This is a genomic window from Nocardia sp. NPDC049220 (genome assembly GCF_040647855.1).
Lineage (GTDB): Bacteria > Actinomycetota > Actinomycetes > Mycobacteriales > Mycobacteriaceae > Nocardia.
The window spans coordinates 37270-59693 of the sequence record NZ_JBEZDA010000002.1; the positions used below are offsets into that span (position 1 = coordinate 37270).

General features: G+C 66.3%; 20 protein-coding genes and 1 tRNA gene. 13 read left to right on the plus strand and 8 right to left on the minus strand.

The window, feature by feature from the left end:
- The first annotated feature begins 52 nt into the window (after nucleotides 1-52).
- Nucleotides 53-1132, plus strand: a complete 1080-nt coding sequence (gene hisC, locus AB0C34_RS07585) for a histidinol-phosphate transaminase (RefSeq protein ID WP_357068629.1) — start codon at nucleotides 53-55, stop codon at nucleotides 1130-1132.
- Here hisC and AB0C34_RS07590 read toward each other — a convergent pair.
- Nucleotides 1129-2199, minus strand: coding sequence for an alpha/beta hydrolase family protein (locus AB0C34_RS07590; protein WP_357068631.1), 1071 nt, complete (start codon nucleotides 2197-2199; stop codon nucleotides 1129-1131). The two genes, hisC and AB0C34_RS07590, sit on opposite strands and share 4 nt — an antisense overlap.
- Before the next feature lie 73 nt (nucleotides 2200-2272).
- Nucleotides 2273-3304, minus strand: a complete 1032-nt coding sequence (locus tag AB0C34_RS07595) for a HoxN/HupN/NixA family nickel/cobalt transporter (protein ID WP_357070034.1) — start codon at nucleotides 3302-3304, stop codon at nucleotides 2273-2275.
- Nucleotides 3305-3773: 469 nt separating this feature from the next.
- Here AB0C34_RS07595 and AB0C34_RS07600 point away from each other — a divergent pair, with 469 nt between their 5' ends.
- Both AB0C34_RS07600 and AB0C34_RS07605 read left to right on the plus strand, forming a co-directional pair.
- On the plus strand, nucleotides 3774-4907 hold the full coding sequence (locus AB0C34_RS07600) for a nitric oxide synthase oxygenase (RefSeq protein WP_357068633.1): 1134 nt from the start codon (nucleotides 3774-3776) through the stop codon (nucleotides 4905-4907).
- 506 nt (nucleotides 4908-5413) lie between these two features.
- On the plus strand, nucleotides 5414-5617 hold the full coding sequence (locus AB0C34_RS07605; protein ID WP_357068635.1) for a hypothetical protein: 204 nt from the start codon (nucleotides 5414-5416) through the stop codon (nucleotides 5615-5617).
- Nucleotides 5618-5694: 77 nt separating this feature from the next.
- Here AB0C34_RS07605 and AB0C34_RS07610 read toward each other — a convergent pair.
- The 3 genes from AB0C34_RS07610 to AB0C34_RS07620 all read right to left on the minus strand — a co-directional run bounded on the left by AB0C34_RS07610 (nucleotide 5695) and on the right by AB0C34_RS07620 (nucleotide 7523).
- A tRNA-Ser gene (locus AB0C34_RS07610) sits at nucleotides 5695-5779 on the minus strand.
- Between the two features lie 24 nt (nucleotides 5780-5803).
- The gene (locus AB0C34_RS07615; RefSeq protein ID WP_357068636.1) at nucleotides 5804-6304 is read right to left on the minus strand and encodes a MarR family transcriptional regulator; all 501 of its coding nucleotides are present in this window, start codon (nucleotides 6302-6304) and stop codon (nucleotides 5804-5806) included.
- A gap of 40 nt (nucleotides 6305-6344) precedes the next feature.
- Nucleotides 6345-7523 (minus strand): alpha-hydroxy-acid oxidizing protein, encoded by a 1179-nt coding sequence (locus tag AB0C34_RS07620; protein ID WP_357068638.1) that lies wholly within the window; start codon nucleotides 7521-7523, stop codon nucleotides 6345-6347.
- 138 nt (nucleotides 7524-7661) lie between these two features.
- On the opposite strand from AB0C34_RS07620, the gene AB0C34_RS07625 reads away from it, so the two are divergent.
- Nucleotides 7662-8666 carry an NAD(P)H-quinone oxidoreductase gene (locus tag AB0C34_RS07625; RefSeq protein WP_357068640.1) on the plus strand — a complete coding sequence of 335 codons (1005 nt, stop codon included), beginning with the start codon at nucleotides 7662-7664 and terminating at the stop codon, nucleotides 8664-8666.
- 19 nt (nucleotides 8667-8685) lie between these two features.
- On the opposite strand, the gene AB0C34_RS07630 is transcribed toward AB0C34_RS07625, so the two are convergent.
- Nucleotides 8686-9888, minus strand: a complete 1203-nt coding sequence (locus AB0C34_RS07630) for a cysteine desulfurase-like protein (protein WP_357068642.1) — start codon at nucleotides 9886-9888, stop codon at nucleotides 8686-8688.
- A gap of 261 nt (nucleotides 9889-10149) precedes the next feature.
- Here AB0C34_RS07630 and AB0C34_RS07635 point away from each other — a divergent pair, with 261 nt between their 5' ends.
- From AB0C34_RS07635 to AB0C34_RS07665, 7 genes are all read left to right on the plus strand, one after another.
- Nucleotides 10150-10755 carry a bacterial proteasome activator family protein gene (locus AB0C34_RS07635; protein WP_357068644.1) on the plus strand — a complete coding sequence of 202 codons (606 nt, stop codon included), beginning with the start codon at nucleotides 10150-10152 and terminating at the stop codon, nucleotides 10753-10755.
- A gap of 326 nt (nucleotides 10756-11081) precedes the next feature.
- Nucleotides 11082-11906, plus strand: coding sequence for an ABC transporter permease (locus AB0C34_RS07640; RefSeq protein WP_357070036.1), 825 nt, complete (start codon nucleotides 11082-11084; stop codon nucleotides 11904-11906).
- 10 nt (nucleotides 11907-11916) lie between these two features.
- Nucleotides 11917-12753: an ABC transporter ATP-binding protein gene (locus AB0C34_RS07645; RefSeq protein WP_357068646.1), complete on the plus strand. Its 837-nt coding sequence runs from the start codon at nucleotides 11917-11919 to the stop codon at nucleotides 12751-12753.
- Nucleotides 12754-12823: 70 nt separating this feature from the next.
- Nucleotides 12824-13870 (plus strand): glycosyltransferase family 2 protein, encoded by a 1047-nt coding sequence (locus AB0C34_RS07650; RefSeq protein ID WP_357068648.1) that lies wholly within the window; start codon nucleotides 12824-12826, stop codon nucleotides 13868-13870.
- 275 nt (nucleotides 13871-14145) lie between these two features.
- Complete coding sequence (gene rsgA, locus AB0C34_RS07655) at nucleotides 14146-15192, plus strand: ribosome small subunit-dependent GTPase A (protein WP_357068650.1); 1047 nt, start codon at nucleotides 14146-14148, stop codon at nucleotides 15190-15192.
- 56 nt (nucleotides 15193-15248) lie between these two features.
- A complete protein-coding gene (locus AB0C34_RS07660; protein ID WP_357068652.1) occupies nucleotides 15249-15929 on the plus strand; it encodes a hypothetical protein in 681 nt (226 codons plus the stop codon).
- Nucleotides 15930-16078: 149 nt separating this feature from the next.
- On the plus strand, nucleotides 16079-16930 hold the full coding sequence (locus AB0C34_RS07665; protein WP_357068654.1) for an NAD(P)-dependent oxidoreductase: 852 nt from the start codon (nucleotides 16079-16081) through the stop codon (nucleotides 16928-16930).
- A gap of 143 nt (nucleotides 16931-17073) precedes the next feature.
- Here AB0C34_RS07665 and AB0C34_RS07670 read toward each other — a convergent pair whose 3' ends face one another.
- On the minus strand, nucleotides 17074-18999 hold the full coding sequence (locus tag AB0C34_RS07670; RefSeq protein WP_357068656.1) for a glycosyltransferase: 1926 nt from the start codon (nucleotides 18997-18999) through the stop codon (nucleotides 17074-17076).
- Between the two features lie 136 nt (nucleotides 19000-19135).
- Nucleotides 19136-19672, minus strand: a complete 537-nt coding sequence (locus AB0C34_RS07675) for a GtrA family protein (protein ID WP_357068658.1) — start codon at nucleotides 19670-19672, stop codon at nucleotides 19136-19138.
- Between the two features lie 147 nt (nucleotides 19673-19819).
- On the opposite strand from AB0C34_RS07675, the gene AB0C34_RS07680 reads away from it, so the two are divergent.
- Together AB0C34_RS07680 and AB0C34_RS07685 are read left to right on the plus strand one after the other, a co-directional pair.
- The gene (locus tag AB0C34_RS07680) at nucleotides 19820-20812 is read left to right on the plus strand and encodes a glycosyltransferase (protein ID WP_357068660.1); all 993 of its coding nucleotides are present in this window, start codon (nucleotides 19820-19822) and stop codon (nucleotides 20810-20812) included.
- The gene (locus tag AB0C34_RS07685; RefSeq protein WP_357068661.1) at nucleotides 20809-22422 is read left to right on the plus strand and encodes a DUF2142 domain-containing protein; all 1614 of its coding nucleotides are present in this window, start codon (nucleotides 20809-20811) and stop codon (nucleotides 22420-22422) included. The genes AB0C34_RS07680 and AB0C34_RS07685 overlap by 4 nt, the downstream gene beginning before the upstream one ends.
- The last annotated feature ends 2 nt before the right edge of the window (nucleotides 22423-22424 follow it).

The following is a 22424-nucleotide window of genomic DNA, read 5'->3' on the forward strand; positions in this document are numbered from 1 at the left end:
GAATTTCCGGTACGCCGATCAGGCTTTCCGGCGCGCGGATTATGGTTGGGGTGTGTCAGCTCAGATCCGGCCGGACCTTGATTCGATCCCGGCCTACGCCCCCGGCCGCACCCATCCCGGCTCCGTGAAGCTGGCCAGCAATGAGACCACTGTCGGTCCATTGCCCGCTGCGGCCAAGGCCATCGCCGAGGCGGCCGAGCTGGCCAACCGATACCCCGACAACCAGGCGACCGAGTTGCGCATGGCGCTGGCCGAGTTTCTCGGTGTGGGAGTCGGCAATGTCGCGGTCGGCTGTGGCAGTGTCGCGCTCTGTCAAGAGCTGGTGCAGATCACCTGTTCCGCTCCCACCGACGAAGTCCTCTTCGCCTGGCGCTCGTTCGAGGCGTATCCGATCGTGACCAAAGTTGGCAACGCTACCGCTGTGCAGGTACCGCTCACCGCGGACTACCGGCACGATCTGGACGCGCTGGCCGCGGCGGTCACCGAGCGAACCAAGCTGATCTTCGTCTGCAACCCGAACAACCCGACCGGCACCGCTGTCGGGAAGGCTGCGCTGATCCGGTTCCTGGACGCGGTGCCGTCGCACGTCCTCGTCGTGCTTGACGAGGCCTACTACGAATACGTGCGACTGTCGCCGGAAGACCATCCCGACGGCGTCGAACTCGGCAGGACCCGGCCCAATGTGGTTGTGCTGCGCACCTTCTCCAAGGCCTACGGACTCGCGGGGCTGCGGGTCGGCTACGCGGTGGGCGATCCCGCCGTGATCACGGCGCTGCTGAAGGTGCATATCCCGTTCAGCGTCAGCCGGGTCGCGCAGGCTGCGGCGATCGCGTCGCTGGAGGCCCGGCACGAATTGCTCGACCGCACCGACCTGCTCGTCGTGGAGCGTGGGCGGGTACGCGACGCGCTGGTCGCGGCGGGCTACCGGGTGCCGCAGAGCGCGGCGAACTTCGTCTGGCTGCCGCTCGGCGAGCGCAGCGCCGAATTCGGCGAGGCGAGCGCGGAAGCGGGCGTCCTGGTACGGCCGTACGGCACCGACGGCGTGCGAATCACCATCGGTGACCCACACGAGAACGAACTGTTTCTCGGCTTCGCCACCGACCCGGCGGTGATCGCGCGGTTCCTCGGTTAGTCGACGCCGAGCGCGCCCGCGATGGTCGGCCAGGACAGGGCGAGCTCGTCTTCCCAGTACGGCCACGAGTGTGTGCCGGTATCGCGGAAGTGCGCGGTCACCGGGATACCGAGACTGTGCAGCCGGTCGGTGAGCCGTCGAGTGCAGGCGTTCGTCGCGGCCTCCAGCGGTCCACCGAAACCGATGGCGCTGACCACGTCCACGTCGGGGTTGCCCGGCACGTCGTGCACACCCGGCAGGCCGCTGCCGACCGACAGGTAAATCGTCTTGCCACGCAACGCCTCCGCGTGCAGCGTGACATCGTGGGCCAGCCAGGCCGGGTCGTCCGGTTTGCCGAACATATTGTCGGGCCCGCCCTGGTAGGTCGCCACCACAGCACGTGCCTGCGCCTGGCCGATGTCGGTGCCGGTCGAGAAGCAGCCGCTGTGTGCGGCGATCGCGGTGTAGAGCGTCGGGTGCCGGAACGCGAGCATCATCGCGGCTTCGGCGCCCATCGAGACGCCCATCACCGCGTTGCGTCCGTTGCCGTTGAACTTCGCGTCGATCAGCGGGGGCAGTTCCTTGGTCAGGAACGTCTCCCACATGTTCTTACCGAGCACCGGGTCGGCGCGCTGCCAGTCGGTGTAGAAACTGGCTGGGCCGCCAACGGTGAGCACCACGTTGACGTCTTTATCCGCGTAGAACTGGTCCGCGTGTCCGAGGTCGGTCCAATTGTTGCTGTCGGCTTTCGCACTGCGGCCGTCGAGCATATAGACCGTGGGGCGCGGACGGGACTGGTCGCGGGGCAGCAACACCTGCACCTCGACCTCGCGGCTCATCGCGGGCGAGGCGACGAAGACGCGCAGCCACTGGTCGTTGATCGGCTCGATTCGCTTGATCATGGGAAACGCGGGCGGTTTCGTGGTCGGCTCGGCCGCGCCCGGCCCATCCGAGGACCCGGTGCTCGCCGGCGGAACGGGGGGAGCCGCCGCCACTCGGGAAACACCGAATACCACCGCACCGGAAACAAGTGCGGCGACTGTGAGGGCGCTGGAAACCCAACGCCGCACCCCGCGCCGAGCCAGCATGCCGACCATCCTGCCAGAGATGGCGGGGGCAGGCCTTACCGACGGCGGGCGGCGAAGCGAGCCTGTCCCGGGTTCACCGAGCGGCGAGACCGTCCTGCCAGCGCCGTTCCACTCCGGCCAAGCGCCACACCGCGATCGCGACTGCCCAGGTGAGCACGAAAAGCCCCACGATGATGAAACCGAGATCACCGAGATCGAGATTTCCGACCCAGCCGATAACGCCCGACTCGACTTCCAGCTTCTCGGCGAAGATCGACACGATCTCCTGCCCGCCGATCAGCAGCGCGACCGCCACCGACAGCCCAGTGATCACCAGGTTGTAGTAGATCTTTCGCACCGGCCTGGCGAAGGCCCAGTCATACGCGTAGCTCATGAACGAGCCGTCCAAGGAGTCGAACAGCGCCATGCCCGCCGAAAACAGCACGGGCAGTACCAGGATCGAATACCAGGGCAGCCCGGTCGCCGCCGCACCGCCCGCGATCACCAGCAGACCAACCTCGGTGACGGTGTCGAACCCGAGGCCGAACATCAGTCCCACCGGGTACATATGTCTCGGTGTGCGGACCATGCCGATTACCGGCCGCAGCACCCGGTTCATCAAACCCCGACTGTCCAGCTGCCGTTCGAGTTGCGCCTCGTCGAACGCGCCGCGACGCATCTGCCGGAACACCCGCCAGATCCCCACCAACGAGCCCAGATTCAGCAGACCGATCAGGATGAGGAAGGTGCCGGACACGCTGGTGCCCCACAGCCCCGTCCAGCGCAAAAGCGTCGAATCCTGGTCCTGCAGGCCGGCCGCAAGCGCGCGCACGCCGAAAGCGAGCAGGGCGACAAGCACGAACACCACACTGGAGTGACCGAGCGCGAACCAGAAACCCACGGTCTGGACCCGTTGTTTCCCACTCTCCGCCACCAGTTTTCGGGTTGTGTTGTCGATCGCCGCGATGTGGTCGGCGTCGAACGCGTGCCGCATCCCCAGCGTGTACGCGGTCACGCCGAGACCGACGCCGAACACCGATTCCTGAACGACGAAATGACTGGGCGCCACGAACACCAGCAGCGTCCCCCAGCCGATGATGTGTAGTGCGACCACGGTGATCGCCATCCCGATGACGCTGCGCACGACCAACCTCTCCACTCTCGAAAAGCAGATCAGATCAACGGTACTCGCCACCGCCGCTTTCGGTCCGCGACATAGGCATATCCAGCAAATCCAGCAAATCTCGGCACACCGCCAGCACACCGGCCGTACCCTGATCGGCGGGCCTTTTCCGGGCAGGAACGAGGACGGGCATAATCGTGCATTTACACCACCGGCACCGAGGTCAACTCGCTTCGCACACGCGTGGTAAGCGGACCGGCCGCCCGGTTCTGTGGCACGACATGTCTCTCGCTCTTCGGACAGGCTTCGGGCGAAGGCTATTTTGTGGCATCACACGCCGCGCACGCCTTCGCGGCCCACCGCAACGATGCGGTACCAGCCGCGCAACTGCCGCGACTTCTCTGCTCGAACTCGTCTGTTTCATCGCAGCACCTATGCCCGACCGGAGAAAACCGTGAATCAATTGTTACCCGTGCCGTCAATCGAGAAGACACCGAACACAAACCCTTTCGGCAGCTGTCTGAAACGCCGGATACAGGAGTGCGACGAATTCTTCCAACTGCCCGAGCTGGCTCATCTTTCCCCCCGGCGGCGCCACAGCGCGCTCGAGCAACTCGAACAGTCCGGTGGCTATCTACAGACCGCCGAGGAAATCCTGATCGGAGCCAAACTGGCCTGGCGCAATCACGCCCGCTGTGTCGGCCGAAAGCACTGGCGCTCCCTGAAATTGCTCGATGCCCGCCGCGTGCGTTCGGCCCGTGACCTGGCCGAGGTCTGCTGGCAGCACCTGCAGATGGCCACCAACGGCGGCGCCATCCAGTCGATGATCACCGTGGGCCCGCCGCGTCAGCCGGACGGACGCGAGTTCCGCATCGTCAACCCCCAGCTCATCCGCTACGCCGGGTACCGCAATGGCGACGGCACGGTCACCGGCGACCCCGCCGCCCTCGCGCTCACCGAGTTCGCCATGAAACTCGGGTGGCGCGGCGCCGGAACGCCTTTCGATATCCTTCCGCTGCTGATCAGCACCCCTGACGAGCCGATTCGCTGGTTCGACGTCCCACAGGAGCTTGCGCGCGAGGTGGAATTGGAGCATCCGGAGTTCGACTGGTTCGCTGGACTCGGCCTGCGCTGGCACGCGCTGCCCGCGGTATCCAATATGAACCTGGAGGTCGGCGGGATGGTCTACCCGTTCGCGCCGTTCAATGGCTGGTACATGGGTGCGGAAATCGGTGCGCGCAACCTCAGCGACACCAACCGCTACAACATGTTGCCGCTGATCGCGAAAATGATGTGCCTGGACACCAGAGTCGAGCGCACCTTGTGGCGCGATCAAGCGCTGGTCGAACTCAACCGCGCGGTGCTGCACAGTTTCCGCAAGGCAGGCGTCTACATCGTCGACCACCACACCGTCGCCAAGCAGTTCTGCGATCACGTCGAACGCGAGAAGGCTGCGGGCCGAACCTGCCCCACCGACTGGAGCTGGATCAACCCGCCCATCTCCTCGGGGCTGACCCCGACCTTCCACCGCTACTACGACCCGCCCGACCTGGACATCCGTCCGAACTTCGTTCGGCGGGATTTCGGCGAGGACGCGACCCTCTGACCACCTACCGTCCAGCGGATGCCGAGCCGGACGACTCGCTCGACGCCCTGACGGTGTTGTGCGCCGTCAGCTGGTCGATGGATCGCTGACCTAGAGGTCCACGGGTCGTGGTGGAGGCGGAGACAATTGAGCCCCGGTCACTGTCGAGACGCTCGCTTTCTAGGAGGATGTTCGGATATGGCCGAGTCCAGATTCGGCCATATCCTGCGGAAGTCCGCCATGTCAGTCCAGTACCATCCGGCAGAGTTCGACCGAGTTGCGAGAACGCCGTGACAACCGGGTGGCGTTGGATGTCAGCACTCATGTCGGGGTCGACGCGGCGCACCGCCGATGCCAACCATTCAGATCGGCGGTGATCGGCCGGCGCAACTGCCATACCGCGCCCACATTTCGTTCGTCCGACCAGGCGCGGTTCGTCGCCAACCCGCACGCCAGCCACGGCCCGGAATGCCTGCAATACCTGTCGACTTCGACCCGCATCTGCGCTTGTGGGGACGGGGCCGACCATGGTGAATAACGAACCCATCGGAATCAGGCACAACCACATCGACGGCACATTCGAGATCATCGGCGCCGACGGCTGGCCGCTCAGCCCCGAGGAAACCGCCGAGCTATTCCAGACAGACGACGACGGCGACTCCCTGGAAGTGCTGGAGCGAGTACGCGACACCCCGCACGTGTTCTCGAGGAAAGCCGATCGCGCTCAGTAGATCGCAGGCGAAGGTTCGGAGCCCTCGAACAGGGTCGACCCGGCGCAAATCTACCGGGTGACCTGACCGAATCTGAGCGGAGACGGAGGGATTTGAACCCCCGGTCGCTCTCGCGACGCTCGCTTTCAAGGCGAGTGCATTCGGCCACTCTGCCACGTCTCCAGGTCACTGATCGTAGCGGACTGTCTAGCCGGGCTGCTTTCCGATTTCTTTGTCGACGCGTCCGAAGACGTCGGAAATCGCCTCGAGCTGGGCCGGGGTGAGCAGATCGATGAAGTCGCGGCGGACCGCTTCGACATGGCCCGGAGCGGCGGCTTCCAGGCGGCGCATGCCTTCGTCGGTGAGCTCCGCGAGAACCCCGCGGCCATCCTCCAGGCAGGTGTTACGCCGCACCATGTGCTGGGCCTCGAGCCGACGGATCTGGTGGGTCAGCCTGCTGCGGGACGACAGCACGCCGTCGGCCAGCTCGCTCATCCGTAACGAGCGGTCGGGGGCCTCTGAGAGCAGGACCAGGATCCGGTACTCGGCGAGACTCAGGTCGCTGTCCCGCTGCAGCTGCCGGTTCAACGCTGTCATCAGGCGCAGGTGTCCGTCCGTGTAAGCCCGCCATGCGCGCTGCTGCGCAGGCGTGAGCCATCGCGGTTCGACCACTGCGTGACCGCTCGGTTCGGGATGCACGAACGTCATTCTATGCCCGGAAATCCGCGGGAATTGGCAATATCGCAGGTCAGGGAACAGCGGAGAGGAGCGAGCGGCCGACATCGGCGATGGCCGCGCAGCCGGAGAGGCCGAGCACCGAGTCGAAATCGGCGAGCAGTGACCGCAGCGCGTGCCGCACGCCCGCAGCGCCCGCGATGCCGAGACCGTAGGCCCACGGCCGCCCGTACAGTACCGCCTTGGCGCCGAGCGCCAAGGCGACGAGCACATCGGAGCCGGTGCGCACACCCGAGTCGAACAGCACCTCGGCACGGTCACCGACGGCAGCGACCACCGCGGACACCGCGTCCAACGCGGCGATCGAGCCGTCCACCTGACGGCCGCCGTGGTTGCTGACCACCACCGCGTCGGCGCCCACGTCTACCACCTGCTTGGCATCGTCGGGGTGCAGGATGCCTTTCACCGCGATCGGGAGATCCGTCCACGCACGCAGCTTCGCGAGGTCCGCGGGCCGCAAACCATGGTTGCCGAACAGCCCGGCCCAGGCGAGAATCGCCATCCGCATGGCCTCCTCGCTCTCCTCCGGTGGGGACGGCAGTTTCGCACGGAAGACCGGATCGGACAGGTAGTTGGCGATGCCTTTGCCATGCAGGAACGGCAGGTGCGCATGTTCCAGGTCACGCGGACGCCAGCCCAGGGCCGGGGTGTCCACGGTGACCACAATCGCCGTCGCGCCAGCCCGCTCCGCGCGCTGGACGAATGACCTCGCCAGTTCGTCGTCGGCGGGCCAGTACAGCTGATACCACCACGCACCGGCCGCCGCGCCGACCTCTTCGATCGTCGAGGACGCCGCCGTGGACAGCACGGTACCGATACCGAGTTCCTTGGTCACCTCGGCGGCGATCACCTCGCCGCCCTCGTGTAGCAGTTCTAGTACGCCGATCGGGGCGGTGAGCACCGGGGCCGCCAGCCGCGTCCCCAGCACCTGCACCGACAGGTCCCGTGCGCCCGGCCCGGTGGTGCCGCGCAGCATCCGCGGCAGGATCCGATAACGCTCGAACGCGCGCCGGTTGGCCGACGCGGTGCGTTCCGCCGAGGCGCTGCCCGCGACATAGGCGAACGCCGCCGGGTCAAGCCGCTCCTGGGCGCTCAATTCCAAACCCGCCGCGGTCATGGGCAATTCGGGCACCGCGCCACCGAGGCCACCCAGGTAGATCTCGTTCTGGAAACCGATGAAGCCGCTGGTCACCACCGAGACGGTAGTCCGTGGCGCGCATTGCCGCAGGCGGCTTGTCAGATTGCTCCCCCGTCCACCACCGATCATGGGATGACGCGCCGCCAGGGGCCCCGCGCGCAACGGTCGTGAAAGCCGGAGCACTATGAGATCGTGCGTGCAATCAACCTGAACGGTTTCGGCGGCCCAGAGGTGATGCAATGGTCCGCGGCCGCGGACCCGACGCCCGGGCACGGCGAGGTGCTGATCGAAGTGGCCGCGGCCGGTGTCAACCGCGCCGACCTGATGCAGCGTCAAGGCCACTATCCGCCCCCCGCGGACGCCAGCGGAATCATCGGCCTGGAATGTTCCGGCGTCGTCGCCGAACTCGGCGACGGCGTGCACGAGTGGCAGGTCGGGGACCGGGTGTGCGCGCTGCTGGCCGGCGGCGGCTACGCCGAGCGGGTCGTTGTGCCCGCGACCCAGGTGCTTCCGATTCCAGACGGCCTCGACCTCGGCGCCGCCGCCGGGCTGCCCGAAGTGGCCGCCACCGTGTGGTCGAACCTGGTGATGACCGCGGGGTTGCACGCGAACCAGCTGGTATTGATCCACGGCGGCGGCAGCGGCATCGGCACGCACGCCATCCAGGTCGCCAAGGCGTTGGGCGCGCGCGTCGCGGTAACCGCGGGGTCGGCCGAGAAGCTGACGCGCTGCGCGGAGCTCGGCGCGAGCGTGCTGATCAACTACCGGGAAGACGATTTCGTTGCCATGGTGCGTGCCGAGCAGTCGGCCGCGGACGGCCCCGGCGCTGACATCATCCTGGATAATATGGGCGCCAGTTACCTGGCGCGCAATGTCGACGCGCTCGCCGCACACGGACAGCTCATCGTGATCGGCATGCAGGGTGGAATCAGCGCAGAGCTGAATGTCGCTGCGCTACTTCGCAAATGGGGCACCATCCACGCGACCAACCTGCGCGCGAGGCCGGCCACCGGCGTGGGCGGCAAGGCAGCCATCATCACGGAGCTGACTCAGCAATTGTGGCCGTTGATCGCCGACGGCACCGTAGCACCGGTGATCGGCGCCGAACTGCCGATCGACCAGGCGGCGGAGGCACATCGCCTCCTGGACTCCGGCGAGGTATGCGGCAAAGTGATACTGCGGGTACGGGAGCTGTGAACACCGGTAGTTCCGGCGGTCATTCCAACGCGACGAGCGCCCTGCTGAGTTGATCGATCTCGAACCTCGTGGTGTACGGCGCCAGGCCGACGGTCACCGCGCCGCCCTCGTCGTTGACGCCGAGCGCGTCCAGCAGCCTGCTGCCGCCGTGCACCCCGCTCAACGTGCCGATCCGGTTGTCGGCCAATTTGGCCGCGACCTTTTCCGCCTGCATGCCGGCGAGCGTGAAACTGACGGTCGGGATTCGAGTGGACGCACGCCCGATCACGGTGATGTTCGGAATCTTGTCCAGCGCGTCCATCAGATACTCGAACAGTTGGTCGTGGTAGTCCTGCAGCGAGGTGATCGACATCTCCAACCGCTCGCGGCGGGTGCCGTGCGCCCGTTCGTCGAGCCCCGCGAGGAAGTCGATCGAGGTGGTCAGCCCGGCGAGCAGCGCGTACTGGTGCCCGCCTACCTCGAGCCGTTCGGCGCCCTTCGCATAAGGGTTCAATGACATCGAGGGAATCCGGTCCAAGAACGCCGGGTCGCGGAAGACCAGCGCGCCGATCTGCGGACCACCCCACGCCGGGGCGCTCAGCGCGACCACGTCGGCATTCAAATCCTCGATGTCGATCAGCGCGTACGGTGCGGCGCCGAACGCATCGGCGACCAGCAGGCCGCCCACCTCGTGCACCCGGTCCGCGGCCACTCGGACGGCGGGAGCGGAGCCGACGATGGGCGAAGCCGCGGTCAGCGCCACCAGTCGAGCGGTGGGTCCGATCAATTCTTCGAACTGCCAAGACGGCATCTCGCAGGTCTCGATCTCGACCTCCGCCCAGCGCACGTGCGCGCCGTAGCGGTTGGCGATGCGCAACCACGGCGCCACATTGGCCTCGTCGTCCAACCGGGACAGCACGATGCCGGTGCCGAGTCCGAGCCGGGAACTGAGCGATTCGGCGAGCCAGGCCAACAGGACCGCGCGGTCGGGGCCGAGCACGACACCCGCCGGGTCACCGCCGACCAGGTCTGCCACCGCTTCACGGGCCGCGTCCAGGATCGCCGCGCTGCGCACGGCGGCGCCGTTGCGCCCGATATGTGAAAACGAAGAAGTTCGGAAACCCGTTGATACGGCGCGAGATACCGCGTCCGGAACCAGCATGCCCAATTGCGGGTCGAGATGGATCCAGCCGTCGCCGAGGGACGGTATCAGGCCCCGAACCCTCGCGACGTCGTAAGTCATGTTGGCCACTCTAAGGGCAGCGGACGAGCCTGTGTAACCGCGTTCCCTTCTGCCTCGCGGCGGGAGCACAGTGACCTGGGACTCAGCATGGCAACCGACTTTCGACAAATCCGAACCACACGACCCGAACAGAATAGAACGCCATCGCGTCGCCGCGGCGTGGACTGGGCAACCCCATTTCAGCCGGTCGCACCGCGCGCACCGCCCAGGCCGGGGGCACCCGCTGAGCGCCTGCCGAGCGAACGCGACATGATAGGGATCATGACGCACTCGGATGAGGAACCGGACCACATCGTCGTTGTCGGACCGGACGGCAGACCGTTGGTTATCCCCGCGGAGGCCGGATCCGGAGCGCCCTTCACCGCGCAGGTGATGACCGATGGCGACAAGACAGACGACCCGGGTATCGGTGACGATTCCGGCGAATCGCTCGCCGACATGGTCGAGCAACCCGCGAAGGTCATGCGGATCGGCACCATGATCAAGCAGTTGCTCGAAGAAGTGCGCGCGGCTCCGCTCGACGACGCCAGCCGCAGTCGACTCAAGGAGATCCACAAGTCCTCGGTGCGCGAGCTGGAGCAGGGTCTCGCCCCCGAACTGCGCGAAGAACTCGAGCGGCTGACCTTGCCGTTCACCGACGACACCGTCCCGACGGACGCTGAACTGCGGATCGCGCAGGCACAGCTGGTCGGCTGGCTGGAGGGCCTTTTCCACGGCATCCAGACCGCGCTGTTCGCCCAGCAGATGGCCGCACGCGCGCAGCTCGAGCAGATGCGCCAGGGCGCACTGCCTGCAGGCATCCACGCCACCGACCCGCGCGGCGGGCATGGAAATCAGGTCACCGGCGGTTCTGGCCAATACCTCTGACCGGGCGAGCGGATGTGCCACGCGGGTCCAGGCCGGCCGCAAGGGTAGTGTCGAGCACCGTGCCCGCCGCTGCCGCGCGCTCCGACTCGGTATCCGAACCGAGTGCGGTGCGTCCTGAAGAGAGCTCAGTTGGTTCCGATGACCAAGCACGTTCGGATGACAGCTCACCGACCCCCTCGACCGAGCGCACGGTGCGTTCCAGCGACGATTCGGCGGAGCAGAATTCAGTGAACGCGACAAACAGTGACGCGACGGAAAGCACGGCCGCGGCCGAAGCGGACCCGGCGCCCGCTGGGAGCGAACGAGCCGGCGCCACCGCGGAGCCGATCGTGTCGGACTCCCAGACCTTCCGTCGCGCGTTCCTGGACTTCCGCAGCGGCGTCGCCCAGCGCGAGCTGTGGCTATCGCTCGGCTGGCAGGACATCAAGCAGCGCTACCGACGCTCGGTGCTCGGCCCGTTCTGGATCACCATCGCCACCGGCCTGCAGGCCGCGGCGATGGGCGTGCTGTACGCGGCGCTGCTCGGCCAGCCGCTGCGGGAGTACCTGCCCTATGTCACGGTCGGGTTGATCATCTGGAACGTCATCAGCGCGAGCATCCTGGAAGGCTCGGAAGTCTTCATCGCCAACGAGGGGCTCATCAAACAGCTTCCTTCGGCCCTGAGCGTCCATGTCTACCGGATGGTGTGGCGGCAGTTGCTGTTCTTCGCGCACAACATGGTCATCTATCTGGTGATGCTGGCGGCCTTCGGCGTCTGGCAGAACCTGCGCTGGTCGAGCCTGCTGGCGATTCCAGCGATCGCGTTGGTGTTCCTGAACTCCATGTGGGTGTCGATCGTGTTCGGCATTTTCAGTACCCGCTACCGCGATATCGCACCGATTCTCGGTAGCACCACACTGATGCTTTTCGTGCTGACTCCGGTCATGTGGACGACCAAGACCCTCGAGTCGCAGATCGGCACCGGCGACCGCGCCAAGCTGGCCGAACTGGTGCCGACCTTCCACTATCTCGAGATCGTCCGGGCGCCCCTGCTCGGCGAACCGCAAGAGTTGCGGCATTGGTTGGTCGTCGGCGGAATCACCATTGTGGGCTGGATCGTCGCGATCTTCGCCATGAAGCAGTACCGTTCGCGCGTGCCGTACTGGGTATAGGAGCGCCCCTGTGAGTCGTGTGAGTATCGAAACCCAGCAAGCGTGGGTGGAATTCCCGATCTTCGACGCCAAATCGCGTTCGTTGAAGAAGGCTTTTCTCGGCAAGGCGGGCGGCGCGATCGGGCGTAACCAGTCCGACGTCGTCGTGGTCGAGGCACTGCGCGACATTACGCTTTCCCTGAAGGAAGGTGACCGGGTCGGCCTGGTCGGACATAACGGCGCGGGCAAGTCCACGCTGCTGCGGCTGCTTTCGGGCATCTACGAACCCTCGCGCGGCAGCGCGCGCATACGCGGACGGGTTGCGCCGGTGTTCGATCTCGGCGTCGGCATGGACCCGGAGATCTCCGGGTACGAGAACATCATCATCCGTGGCTTGTTCCTCGGGCAGACGCGCAAGCAGATGCTGTCGAAGATCGAGGAGATCGCCGATTTCACCGAGCTCGGCGAATATCTGTCCATGCCGCTGCGCACCTATTCCACCGGTATGCGGGTTCGTCTCGCGATGGGCGTGGTGACTTCGATCGATCCGGAGATCCTGCTGCTCGACGAAGGAATCGGCGCAGTCGACGCGGAATTCATGAAGAAGGCCCGACTTCGGCTGCAATCGTTGGTGGCGCGCTCGGGCATCCTGGTTTTCGCCAGCCATTCCAACGAATTCCTTGCGCAACTGTGCGATTCGGCGCTGTGGATCGATCACGGGCAGATTCGTTTGCGTGGCGGTATCGAAGAAGTGGTGCGAGCCTATGAAGGCCCGGACGCGGGTAATCACGTCGCGACCGTGCTGCGTGAGATGGCAGCCGAGCGGGCGGTCGGAACCGAGCGAGAACTGGAGCGGAATCAGGCATGAGCGGTCAAGCTCGGAGGCGGCAGCGAAGCATTACCACGGAGAGCTCCGCCCATGCCCGAGGGGCCACAGCATGAGTGAGCCGAACGGGCCCGACACCCCGATCGATGCGGGGGCGCAAGCCCCGGGCGACGCGGTGCCGGAAAGTTCCGAGCCGACCGTGATCTCGGCGGGCAGCGACAGCGGCCCGACCGCACCGGCCACCGCCGTGGCGGCGACCAACACCGGCCCGGACGCCCGCGTCGTGGCCGTCGTGGTCACGCACAAGCGCCGCGAACTGCTCGCCGAATCGCTGAAAGTCCTTGCGTCCCAGTCGCGACCGGTGGACCACCTGATCGTGGTCGACAACGGCAACGAGTCGGAAGTCGCCGATCTGGTGCGCGACCAGCCGGTCGAGACCACCTACCTCGGTTCGGCGCACAACCTCGGCGGCGCGGGCGGGTTCGCGCTCGGCATGCTGCACGCGCTGAGCATCGGCGCGGACTGGGTCTGGCTCGCCGATGACGACGGCAGGCCCGAAGGCGCGGACGTGTTGTCCATCCTGCTGGACTGTGCGGACCGGCACGGGCTGGTCGAGGTGTCACCCGTGGTCTGCGACATCGACGAACCCGACCGCCTCGCGTTCCCGCTGCGCCGAGGCGTGGTCTGGCGCCGGCTGCGCTCCGAACTCGGCGACGAGGATTTGCTCCCCGGCATTGCCTCGCTGTTCAACGGTGCGCTGGTCTCCGCGCAGGCCGTCGACGTGATCGGCGTCCCGGACCTGCGCTTGTTCGTGCGCGGCGACGAGGTCGAGGTGCATCGTCGCCTGGTCCGCTCCGGTCTCCCGTTCGGCACCTGCCTGCAGACCGCGTACCTGCATCCGAACGGCGCGGCCGAGTTCAAGCCGATCCTCGGCGGCCGCATGCACACGCAATACCCCGATGACCCGGTGAAGCGATACTTCACCTACCGCAACCGCGGCTATCTGATGTCCCAGCCCGGCATGCGCAAACTCCTTCCCCAGGAATGGGTCCGCTTCTCCTGGTTCTTCTTGGTCACCCGCCGCGATCCCGCAGGTCTGCGCGAGTGGTTCCATCTGCGATCCCTTGGCCGCCACGAACAATTCGGCAAGCCCGACTGAACTCGGCATTTCGCAACCCACCGTCGCTGAGCACCCAGTGCGCAACCGAGCCAGCCGGGTACCAACGGTGGAAATTCGATTGCGCCGGAATCAGGAGGCGTGTCAGGGTGGGGGACAGCTGCGAGAGAGGCAAGGAGGTGTGGTCTGTGATCAGGAACGTTCGGATTGTCGCGCCTAGGCGAGCTGCGTTCACGCATGCCGCCGCACAGAACATCTCCCCTCTCTCCGCTCGCTGAGCCCCGGTCGGCTTCAGCGCCCGACGAAAGATTCCAATCATGGTCGACTACGACCGTCTCTTTCCCTACGGCTGGACCGAACCCGTTGCCGAGGAATACACCTCGTTGATCGAGGAAGGCTGTATGCCCGCGCGGGTGATCCGCATGGACCGCAGCGAATGTGATGTCGCCACACCCACCGGGCTCGCCCGTGCCCGATGCCACCGCGCGGATTCCGCGGTGAGCGGACTGTGCACCGGCGATTGGGTGAGCATCGACGCCGAATCGACTGTCCAGCAGCTGCTTCCGCGCCGCTCGGCGATCATGCGAGCGTCGGTGTCCGGCCGGTCACAGGGCCAGGTGCTCGCCGCCAATGTCGACACCGTACTGGTCTGCACCGCGGCCGACGGCGACATCGATCTGGCACGGATCGAGCGCATGCTCACGCTCGCCTGGGAGAGCAACGCACAGCCGATCGTGCTGCTCACCAAGGCGGACGCCACGACCGACCTCCCGCTCGACGACGTCCGGACCGTAGCGCCGGGCGCGGCGACGCTCGCGGTCAGTGCCGCCAGCGGCGTCGGACTCGATGTGCTGGTCGCGATGCTCGACGGCACCGTCGCACTGATCGGACCCTCCGGCGCGGGCAAGTCGACCCTCGCCAATGCTTTGCTCGGCGCGGAGGTGTTCGCCATCAACGCGGTCCGTGCAGCGGACAAGAAGGGCAGACACACCACGGTGCACCGGGAACTGCGCCCGCTGCCGGGCGGTGGCACCCTGATCGATACGCCAGGACTTCGTGGCATCGGGCTGTGGGATGCCTCCGTCGGGATCGAGAAGACCTTCAGCGATATCGAATCCCTTGCCGCACAGTGTCGGTTCACCGATTGCGCGCACCGCGATGAACCCGGGTGTGCGGTGCTGGAAGCGATCGAAAACGGTGCGCTGACCGGGCGCCGACTCGACAGTTATCAGAAACTGGCGCGGGAGAACGAGTGGGTCCAGGCGCGCACGGACAAGCGGTTGCAGGCCGAACGCCAACGGGTCTGGCGGGACATCTCCAAACAGCAGCGCAGGATGTACCGAGAGCGGAACTCTCGGCACTGATTTCGCCGGGACGCGGTAGGGTGCGGCTCGCACTGTTCGCTATCTGGGAGGGATAGATGAGTCACCCCGGCGGTTACCCGCCTCACGGCCAACAGCACGGGCAATGGCCTGGGCAGCCGGCATACGGTCAGCAGCCGTCCGGCGGTCAGTACCCGCCCCCACCACAGTTCGCGCCGCCGCCCCCGACGCAGCATCCGAGTCATCCGCAGGTTGTCCAACCCGCGGTCGGCCAATCGGCGTATGGCCAGCCCGCGCCACAATATGGCCAGCCCGCAACCCCATACGGCCAGCCCCAGCAATACGGCCAGCCCCAGCAATACGGGATGCAGCAGCAGTTGGGCTACGGCCAGCCCGCCGATCCACCAGGCATCACGATCGATGCCTCGTACTCGGGATGGACCTTCCTGCTCGGGCTGACCAAGCCGAAGATCCTGGTCAACGGACAGCGCGTGCCGAATACCCGCTGGGGCGCGAATCACATCCCGGTCGGCCCGGGTCACTACCACGTCCGGGTCACCACACCGTGGCTGTTCGACATGGGCCCCGCCGCTGTGACGGTGCCGATGGCCGAGGGCCAGGCCACGCGGTTCTACTACAAGGCGCCCGTGGCGCTGTTCCTCAACGGCGCGATCGGCCCGGTGCCGCAGAAGGCGCCCGGCATGGTGGTCCTGTACGTCATCTGGGCATTGGCCGGGCTGACCATCCTGTTGAACATCCTGACGCTGGCCACGCTGTAGGCGGAAGGGCACCGGAGCCCCGGTGCCCTTCGGCCCCGATGCATTCTGGCCCGATATGCAACTGATTGCATAAGGATGCGGTCTACGCTGGATGTGCACCTGTCGATAGCCGCGGGGATGTGCTGCGGCAGACCCGAAGGAGCACTGACATGACCGAACCGGATACCGAACCGCTCGCGGGCCGGACGATGATCATGTCCGGGGGTAGCCGCGGCATCGGGCTGGAAATCGCCAAACGGGCCGCGGCCGACGGAGCGAACATCACCTTGATCGCGAAGACGGATCAGCCGCATCCCAAGCTTCCCGGCACCATTCACACGGCCGCGGCCGAACTGGCGGCGGCGGGCGGCCAGGTGCTGCCCTTCGTCGGCGATGTCCGAATCGACGAGTCGGTCGCCGAGGCCGTGCGCCGGACGGTCGAGCGATTCGGCGGCATCGACCTCGTGGTGAACAACGCGTCCGCGATCGACCTGTCCCCGACCGACCTGCTGCCGATGAAGAAGTATGACCTCATGCAGGACATCAACTGCCGAGGCAGCTTCTTGCTGTCCAAGTTGAGCATCCCGCACCTGCGCGAATCGGCGAAGGCGGGACGCAACCCGCACATCCTTACCCTCTCCCCGCCGCTGAACCTGGACCCGAAGTGGGCGGGCATGGCGCTGGGCTACACCATTGCCAAGTACGGGATGTCGCTGACCACGCTGGGTCTGGCCGAGGAACTGAAAGGCGACGGCATCGGTGTCAACTCACTGTGGCCGCGCACAACGATCGCGACCGCCGCGGTACGGAACCTGCTCGGCGGCGAGGAGATGGTGGCCACCTCGCGAACCCCCGACATCTACGCCGACGCGGCTTATCTCGTGCTCACCTCGCCGGCCGCGAAGACCAGCGGCAACTTCTTCATCGACGACGAAGTCCTCGCTGCCCACGGCAGCATCGACCTGGACAAGTACCGCGCCACCCCGGGCGCCGGCGAACTCACCACGGACCTCTTCCTCTGACCTGATGCCGGCCGCACGCCTCTCGGGCGTGCGGCCGGCACAGGACAGCTATGCCCGTTCGCACCGATAACTACCGATCTCGCGCGTACACAGGTCCCCCGGTCGGGTACGCCCGGAATACGGGTGACACCCGACGCCGGACCTCACGACTCCTGGCTGGTGGGGCCTGCAGATTGGGAAATGCCGTACAGCCGCTCCCAGTTGGCCCTGCTGGTGAGCTCCGGCATGGCGGCGCGGTACTGGGCCTGCACGGTGGGCATTTCACGGCGCAGACGACGCAACACCCGGAAGGTACGGCGCAGCAGCTGACGCGCGCGGGCCTTGTCCCGCTTGCGCACCCGTACGCCGGACTGCGAGGCGTCGGTGACCACCACGTGGTCGAACAGCGAAACATGCCACCAGTAAGCATCTTCCCTGGTCACGCCGATGATTCCCGGCTGAGTCCGGCCGAACCACTGGATCACGGCGCGCTTGATCAGCACCATCATCACCCGGCTGGGTTCCCCACCGGCACGGCGTAATTGGATGTCGGCCGAACGCACCGGCGGCGTCGCCGCCGGATGCTTGATCGTCTCGGGGTACTCGCCACGACTGGTCCGCGCCGCGGCCAGTGCCTCGATCCCGCCATCGCGCAACACCTTCGGTCCCCGCAAGAAGTCCTCGATACCCTGCAACGTGGTGTGCGCCAGGCCGTACTGCATGGCGACAAGATGCTCGGCCAGCTCACGAAACAGCTTGCGGGTGATCGCCTTCGCGTCCAGATCGGTGTGCAGCGAGCCGACGATCAGCGAGTTGCGCGTGCTGAAGTAACGCGCCCAGTCGTCGTAGTCCTTCCAGTAGAAGTCCGCGTGCCACACCGCCGCGTTGGGCAGTGTGACGGTAACGAAGCCGTTCTCCCGCGCACGGATGCCGTACTCCACGTCGTCCCACTGGAAGAAAATGGGGACCGGGAGACCGATCTTCGCGACGACCTCCGCCGGAATCAGGCAGGTCCACCAGGCGTTGTAGCCCGCGTCGACGCGGCGTTCCTGGTTCTTCTTCAGCATGCTGGTGTTGCGCAGCGCCTTCGGTACCTTCTGCCCGTGCCGCAGCCGCTGCAGATGCACCTCCTCGGCGCTGACATTGAGGTAATCGGGGTTGAGCAGGAACAGCATCTGTGCGCCGACCAGGGTCGGCTCCACGGTCATGTTGGCGAAGGCATTGAGCCGCAGGACAGTTTCCGGCTCGCAGAGGATGTCGTCGTCCATCAGGATGACGTCGGCGTGCTCGTTGACCGCGGACACCTCGTACAGACCCCGGGTGAAGCCCCCCGCACCGCCGAGATTCGGCTGGCGGAGGTAGCGCAACTTGTCGCCGAAGACCGGGGCGACCTCCTGGTAGCGCGGCCTGTTCTCGACCAGATCGGTGCCTTGGTCGACGACGTACACCGCGTCGATGGCGGCGAGCACCGTCGGGTCGGACGACAGCGCGGCGACGGTCTCGGCGCAATCCTCGGCGCGGTTGAAGGTGCAGATGGCGATGGCGACCGGCCGCACACGATCCGGCGCCACGGTGCTCCAGGTCAGCTCCGCGATACCGAGCTCGCCGCCGACGGCGTCGAACTCCAGCCACAGCGCGCCGCCGTCGACGTATTGATCGAGCGGTGCGCTGAGCGTCAACGGGCCGGCGCTGTCCACCTGCGCGGTGTCGATGATTCTGCGATGGCCCGCGATGTCGGACGCGACCAATCGCACCCTTGCCTTCTTCGCGACGTCGAGCACCATGGTGGTTCGCACGTCGGTGACCGTGGTCCATCGCTGCCAGTAGCTCGCGGCGAACCGGCCGAAGTAGGTATTGGTGTGGGCGGTCGCGCCCTTGTCCAGTCTCAGCGTTTGGCGTTCCCGACGCGCGCCACCCTTGACGACGGCGTAGAGCTCATCGCTCACCTTCGCCGACGGACCGGTGAAGATGCCGCGCTGCAGCACCAACCGGTCCGGCGCCCGATGGTCGGCGCGCAGCGATGCGGGCGCGTCAACAGCCGTCGAGCGATCGTTTGTTTCGGTAACGGCTTGGGTAGCCGACTGATCCATGAAATCCTCGGAATTCTTTATTGTCTGGACGGGACAGATACGCCCCTGGATAACCGTTCACGGCGGGGGTGAGGATAGCAACCGGCCTGAGCACATGCTTGCTTTGGAATGGCGGCGCCCGGTATTCGCAGCATTGCTAGCCGTTCGCCACGGCGCTGTCCGATGCGCCGTCTCTGGGCTTGCGCGCCCCGGTGAAGACGAAGGTGTCGTAGGCCCAATAGCGAAACACCACAGCCATGATCTGCCCGATGAGCGTGCCGGAGATGTTGTCCGACAGCGGGCTCGACAGATCGAGAACGTAACGCGAGAAACCGAGGCAGCCCAGTTGCAGGCCGATCGCGACGACGTTGAACACCGCGTACAACAAATATTCGCGCCCGGGATTGTCGGTCTGTTTGTGCGCGAAGGTCCACCACTTGTTGCCGAAGTAGGTGACCACCGTCGCCACGACGATCGCGGTGATCTTGGCGGCCAGTGGGTAGTCGAAGAGCACACCCTCGCCACCCCAGAACACCAGGAGGTTATAAGTGCCCGCGTCCACGAGGAAACCGATCGCACCGACCACCAGAAAGGCGCTGCCCTGCCGCAGCGCGGTGAGCACCTTCCGGAGGATCGAACCCGGCTGCTGCGGCGCGGACTCGCCTGCGGGTGCGGTGGACTCACTGGTTGGCACCGACCGACGGTACCGCAGGCCGGTCGGACGGGCGTCGAGTCGGAATTTTGTCGGTCAGCACAGTGAGGTCGGCCACGCGGCTTCGGTGCGTTCCCTGTACCCTCCCCGTGTTCCCACATTCATCACTGATCGCGAGGATTGACCCGGGTGGACTCCACCGAGCTTCGTATCGCCGCCGTGATTCCGTGCCATAACGAAGAGGCTTCGGTCGCAAAGGTCGTCGCCGACCTACAGGCCGCCGTGCCGGGGATCGTCGTCTATGTCTACGACAATCTGAGTACGGACTCCACCGCCGAGCGGGCCCGCGAAGCCGGCGCCATCGTTCGGTTCGAGAACACCAAGGGCAAGGGCAACGTTGTGCGCCGCGCCTTCGCCGACATCGAGGCCGACGTGTACCTGATGGTCGACGGCGACGACACCTACGAGGCGTCGGCCGCGCCGCTGATGATCAAGACGCTGCTGGACGGCCCCTTCGACCATGTCCTGGGCGTGCGCAGACAGGACGAAGGCGCATCGGCGTACCGGGCGGGCCACGAGACCGGTAACAAGGTGCTCAACGGCGTCGTCGGAAAGGTGTTCGGCGAGAACGTCGAAGACATGCTCTCCGGCTTCCGGGTGTTCTCTCGGCGCTTCGTGAAGAGCTTCCCGGCGGTCTCCCGCGAGTTCGAAATCGAGACCGAGCTGACCGTCCACTCGCTGCATCTGCGCGTACCGAGGACCGCGGTGCCGGTCGGCTTCCGTGATCGTCCAGCGGGCAGCGAGAGCAAGCTGCGGACCTATCATGACGGTTTCAAGATTCTCGCCCTGATCATCGGGCTGGCCAGACATGAGCGGCCGGTCGCGTTCTACGGCCTGGTTGGCACGCTGAGCTGGCTGGTCTCGATCATCCTGACCATTCCGATCGTGGTCGAGTTCTACAACACCCACGAGGTGCCCCGGTTCCCGACTCTGTTCCTCGGCTTCACCCTGCTGTTGCTCGGCAGTCTGGCCTGGACGGCCGGCCTGATCCTCGACGGCATCCGCCGCTCGCGTCACGAGGCCGCACGCCTCGTCTACCTGCGATACGCGGCAGTGAGCGCGGATGACCTACCCGCGAACGACAACGGCGGTGACGCGCGCGGCGCTGGAGCCGAGCGTTGACGCCATCAGCGGATCGGGCTGCCGCGCAGACCGAGGTGCGCACCACTTCCCCGGACACCGCGCCACTGCCCACGGTGGACACCGCGCCACTGCCCGCCGCTGAACTGGACGCAGCCGGCACAGCTGACGCGAACCAGCAGCCCGAGGGTGCCCTGCGCAGGTTCGCGCAGCGGGTCACCACGCGTTTCGGCGCGGCGACGGTCGCCTTCACCGTGCTCGTCGCGATCTTCGGCGGGCTGTTCAGTGTCCTCACCCCGCCGTTTTGGGGCCATGACGAGATCACTCAGTTCGGCCGGGCCTACCAGGTGGCGCACGGCGGGTTCGGTCCGCAGCGAATTCACGACGACCGCGGCGTCGCCTATGGCGGCGACGTTCCATCCAGCATCACCGCGCTGATGGGCTACGCGCTGAAGGACTACACGACCAACCCGGACGAGCCGGACCCGATGGTGGGTAACCCCGGCGGCTATGAGCGCCTGGCCAGTGCCGACGTCTCCGACGCCACCGAACCGGTCTGGTTCACCAATACCGCCGCCTACTCCCCGGTCCCGTACGTGCCCGCCGCGATCGGCATCCGGCTGTCCGAGCTGTTCGGACTCGACGTCGGCGGACTGGTCCTGCTCACCCGGCTCGCCGGGCTGCTGGCCTACCTCACGGTGGTCGGGTTCGGTCTGTTCGCGCTGCGCGCACACCGGGTGCAATGGCTGGCATTCACCATCGCGGTGCTACCGATCGCGGTGTTCCAGGCGGGCACGGTCACGGCCGACACCATGACCAACGCATTGGCCATAATGGTCTCGGCGCTGCTGGTGAAGGCGCTGTTCCGCGGCGAGCGGCTCGGCCGGGTAGAGGTCGGCGCGTTGCTCGCCGCGACCATCCTGCTTCCGGTGAGCAAACCGACCTATGTGCTGCTCGCGCTGCTGATCGTGCTGGTTCCCGCCGACCGCTTCGGGTTCACCGGGCCGCGGCGCTGGATCCCGCTCGGCTTCGCCGCCGTGGGCGCGCTCGTCTTCGCGCTCTGGATGAAGATCGCCGCGCCGACCGGCGATGGCATGGGTCTGATGCGGCCCTCGCACCAGTGGCACTCGGTGCGCCCGGGTGACCAGCTCAGCGGCATTCTCGGCAACCCGCTGGAATTCGTGCACGTATTCGGCGAGAGCATCGCGCTGCGCGACCAGCGCTGGTTCAGCCAGTTCTTCGGCGAACTCGGCTTCGCCTACATCGACGTTCCCGCCGTCTCCATGTTGGCCTGCCTGCTCGCACTCGCGGTGAGCCTCGGTATCGCCGATCGGATGAACGCCGCCACTGCCGACTTTCGGCGCACCCTGATCGTCGCGCTCACCGTGGCGGCGAGCGTGGCGATGATCTACGTGACGCTCTACATGTCGTTCACACCGGTCGGCTACTACATCATCGACGGTGTGCAGGGACGCTACTTCGTGCCGCTGGCGATCATCGCGCTCGCGGTGGTGTTGCGCTGGATGCCGCTGCGGCTCACCGATGTCGCGGGGAGGACTCCGAAGACGGGCCCGGCCGTCACGGTGATCGTGGCCTCGACTGTCGCGCTCATCGCCGCCGCGGCGAAGTACTACACCATCGTTTGGGGCTGACC

What these genes read in the sequence shown, in the direction of transcription:
- AB0C34_RS07590 (WP_357068631.1), bottom strand. Translation starts at nt 2,199, where the DNA reads ATGCTGGCTCGGCGCGGGGTGCGGCGTTGGGTTTCCAGCGCCCTCACA.
- AB0C34_RS07595 (WP_357070034.1), bottom strand. Translation starts at nt 3,304, where the DNA reads ATGGCGATCACCGTGGTCGCACTACACATCATCGGCTGGGGGACGCTG.
- AB0C34_RS07605 (WP_357068635.1), top strand. Translation starts at nt 5,414, where the DNA reads ATGGTGAATAACGAACCCATCGGAATCAGGCACAACCACATCGACGGC.
- AB0C34_RS07615 (WP_357068636.1), bottom strand. Translation starts at nt 6,304, where the DNA reads ATGACGTTCGTGCATCCCGAACCGAGCGGTCACGCAGTGGTCGAACCG.
- AB0C34_RS07630 (WP_357068642.1), bottom strand. Translation starts at nt 9,888, where the DNA reads ATGACTTACGACGTCGCGAGGGTTCGGGGCCTGATACCGTCCCTCGGC.
- AB0C34_RS07635 (WP_357068644.1), top strand. Translation starts at nt 10,150, where the DNA reads ATGACGCACTCGGATGAGGAACCGGACCACATCGTCGTTGTCGGACCG.
- AB0C34_RS07650 (WP_357068648.1), top strand. Translation starts at nt 12,824, where the DNA reads ATGAGTGAGCCGAACGGGCCCGACACCCCGATCGATGCGGGGGCGCAA.
- rsgA (WP_357068650.1), top strand. Translation starts at nt 14,146, where the DNA reads ATGGTCGACTACGACCGTCTCTTTCCCTACGGCTGGACCGAACCCGTT.
- AB0C34_RS07660 (WP_357068652.1), top strand. Translation starts at nt 15,249, where the DNA reads ATGAGTCACCCCGGCGGTTACCCGCCTCACGGCCAACAGCACGGGCAA.
- AB0C34_RS07665 (WP_357068654.1), top strand. Translation starts at nt 16,079, where the DNA reads ATGACCGAACCGGATACCGAACCGCTCGCGGGCCGGACGATGATCATG.
- AB0C34_RS07670 (WP_357068656.1), bottom strand. Translation starts at nt 18,999, where the DNA reads ATGGATCAGTCGGCTACCCAAGCCGTTACCGAAACAAACGATCGCTCG.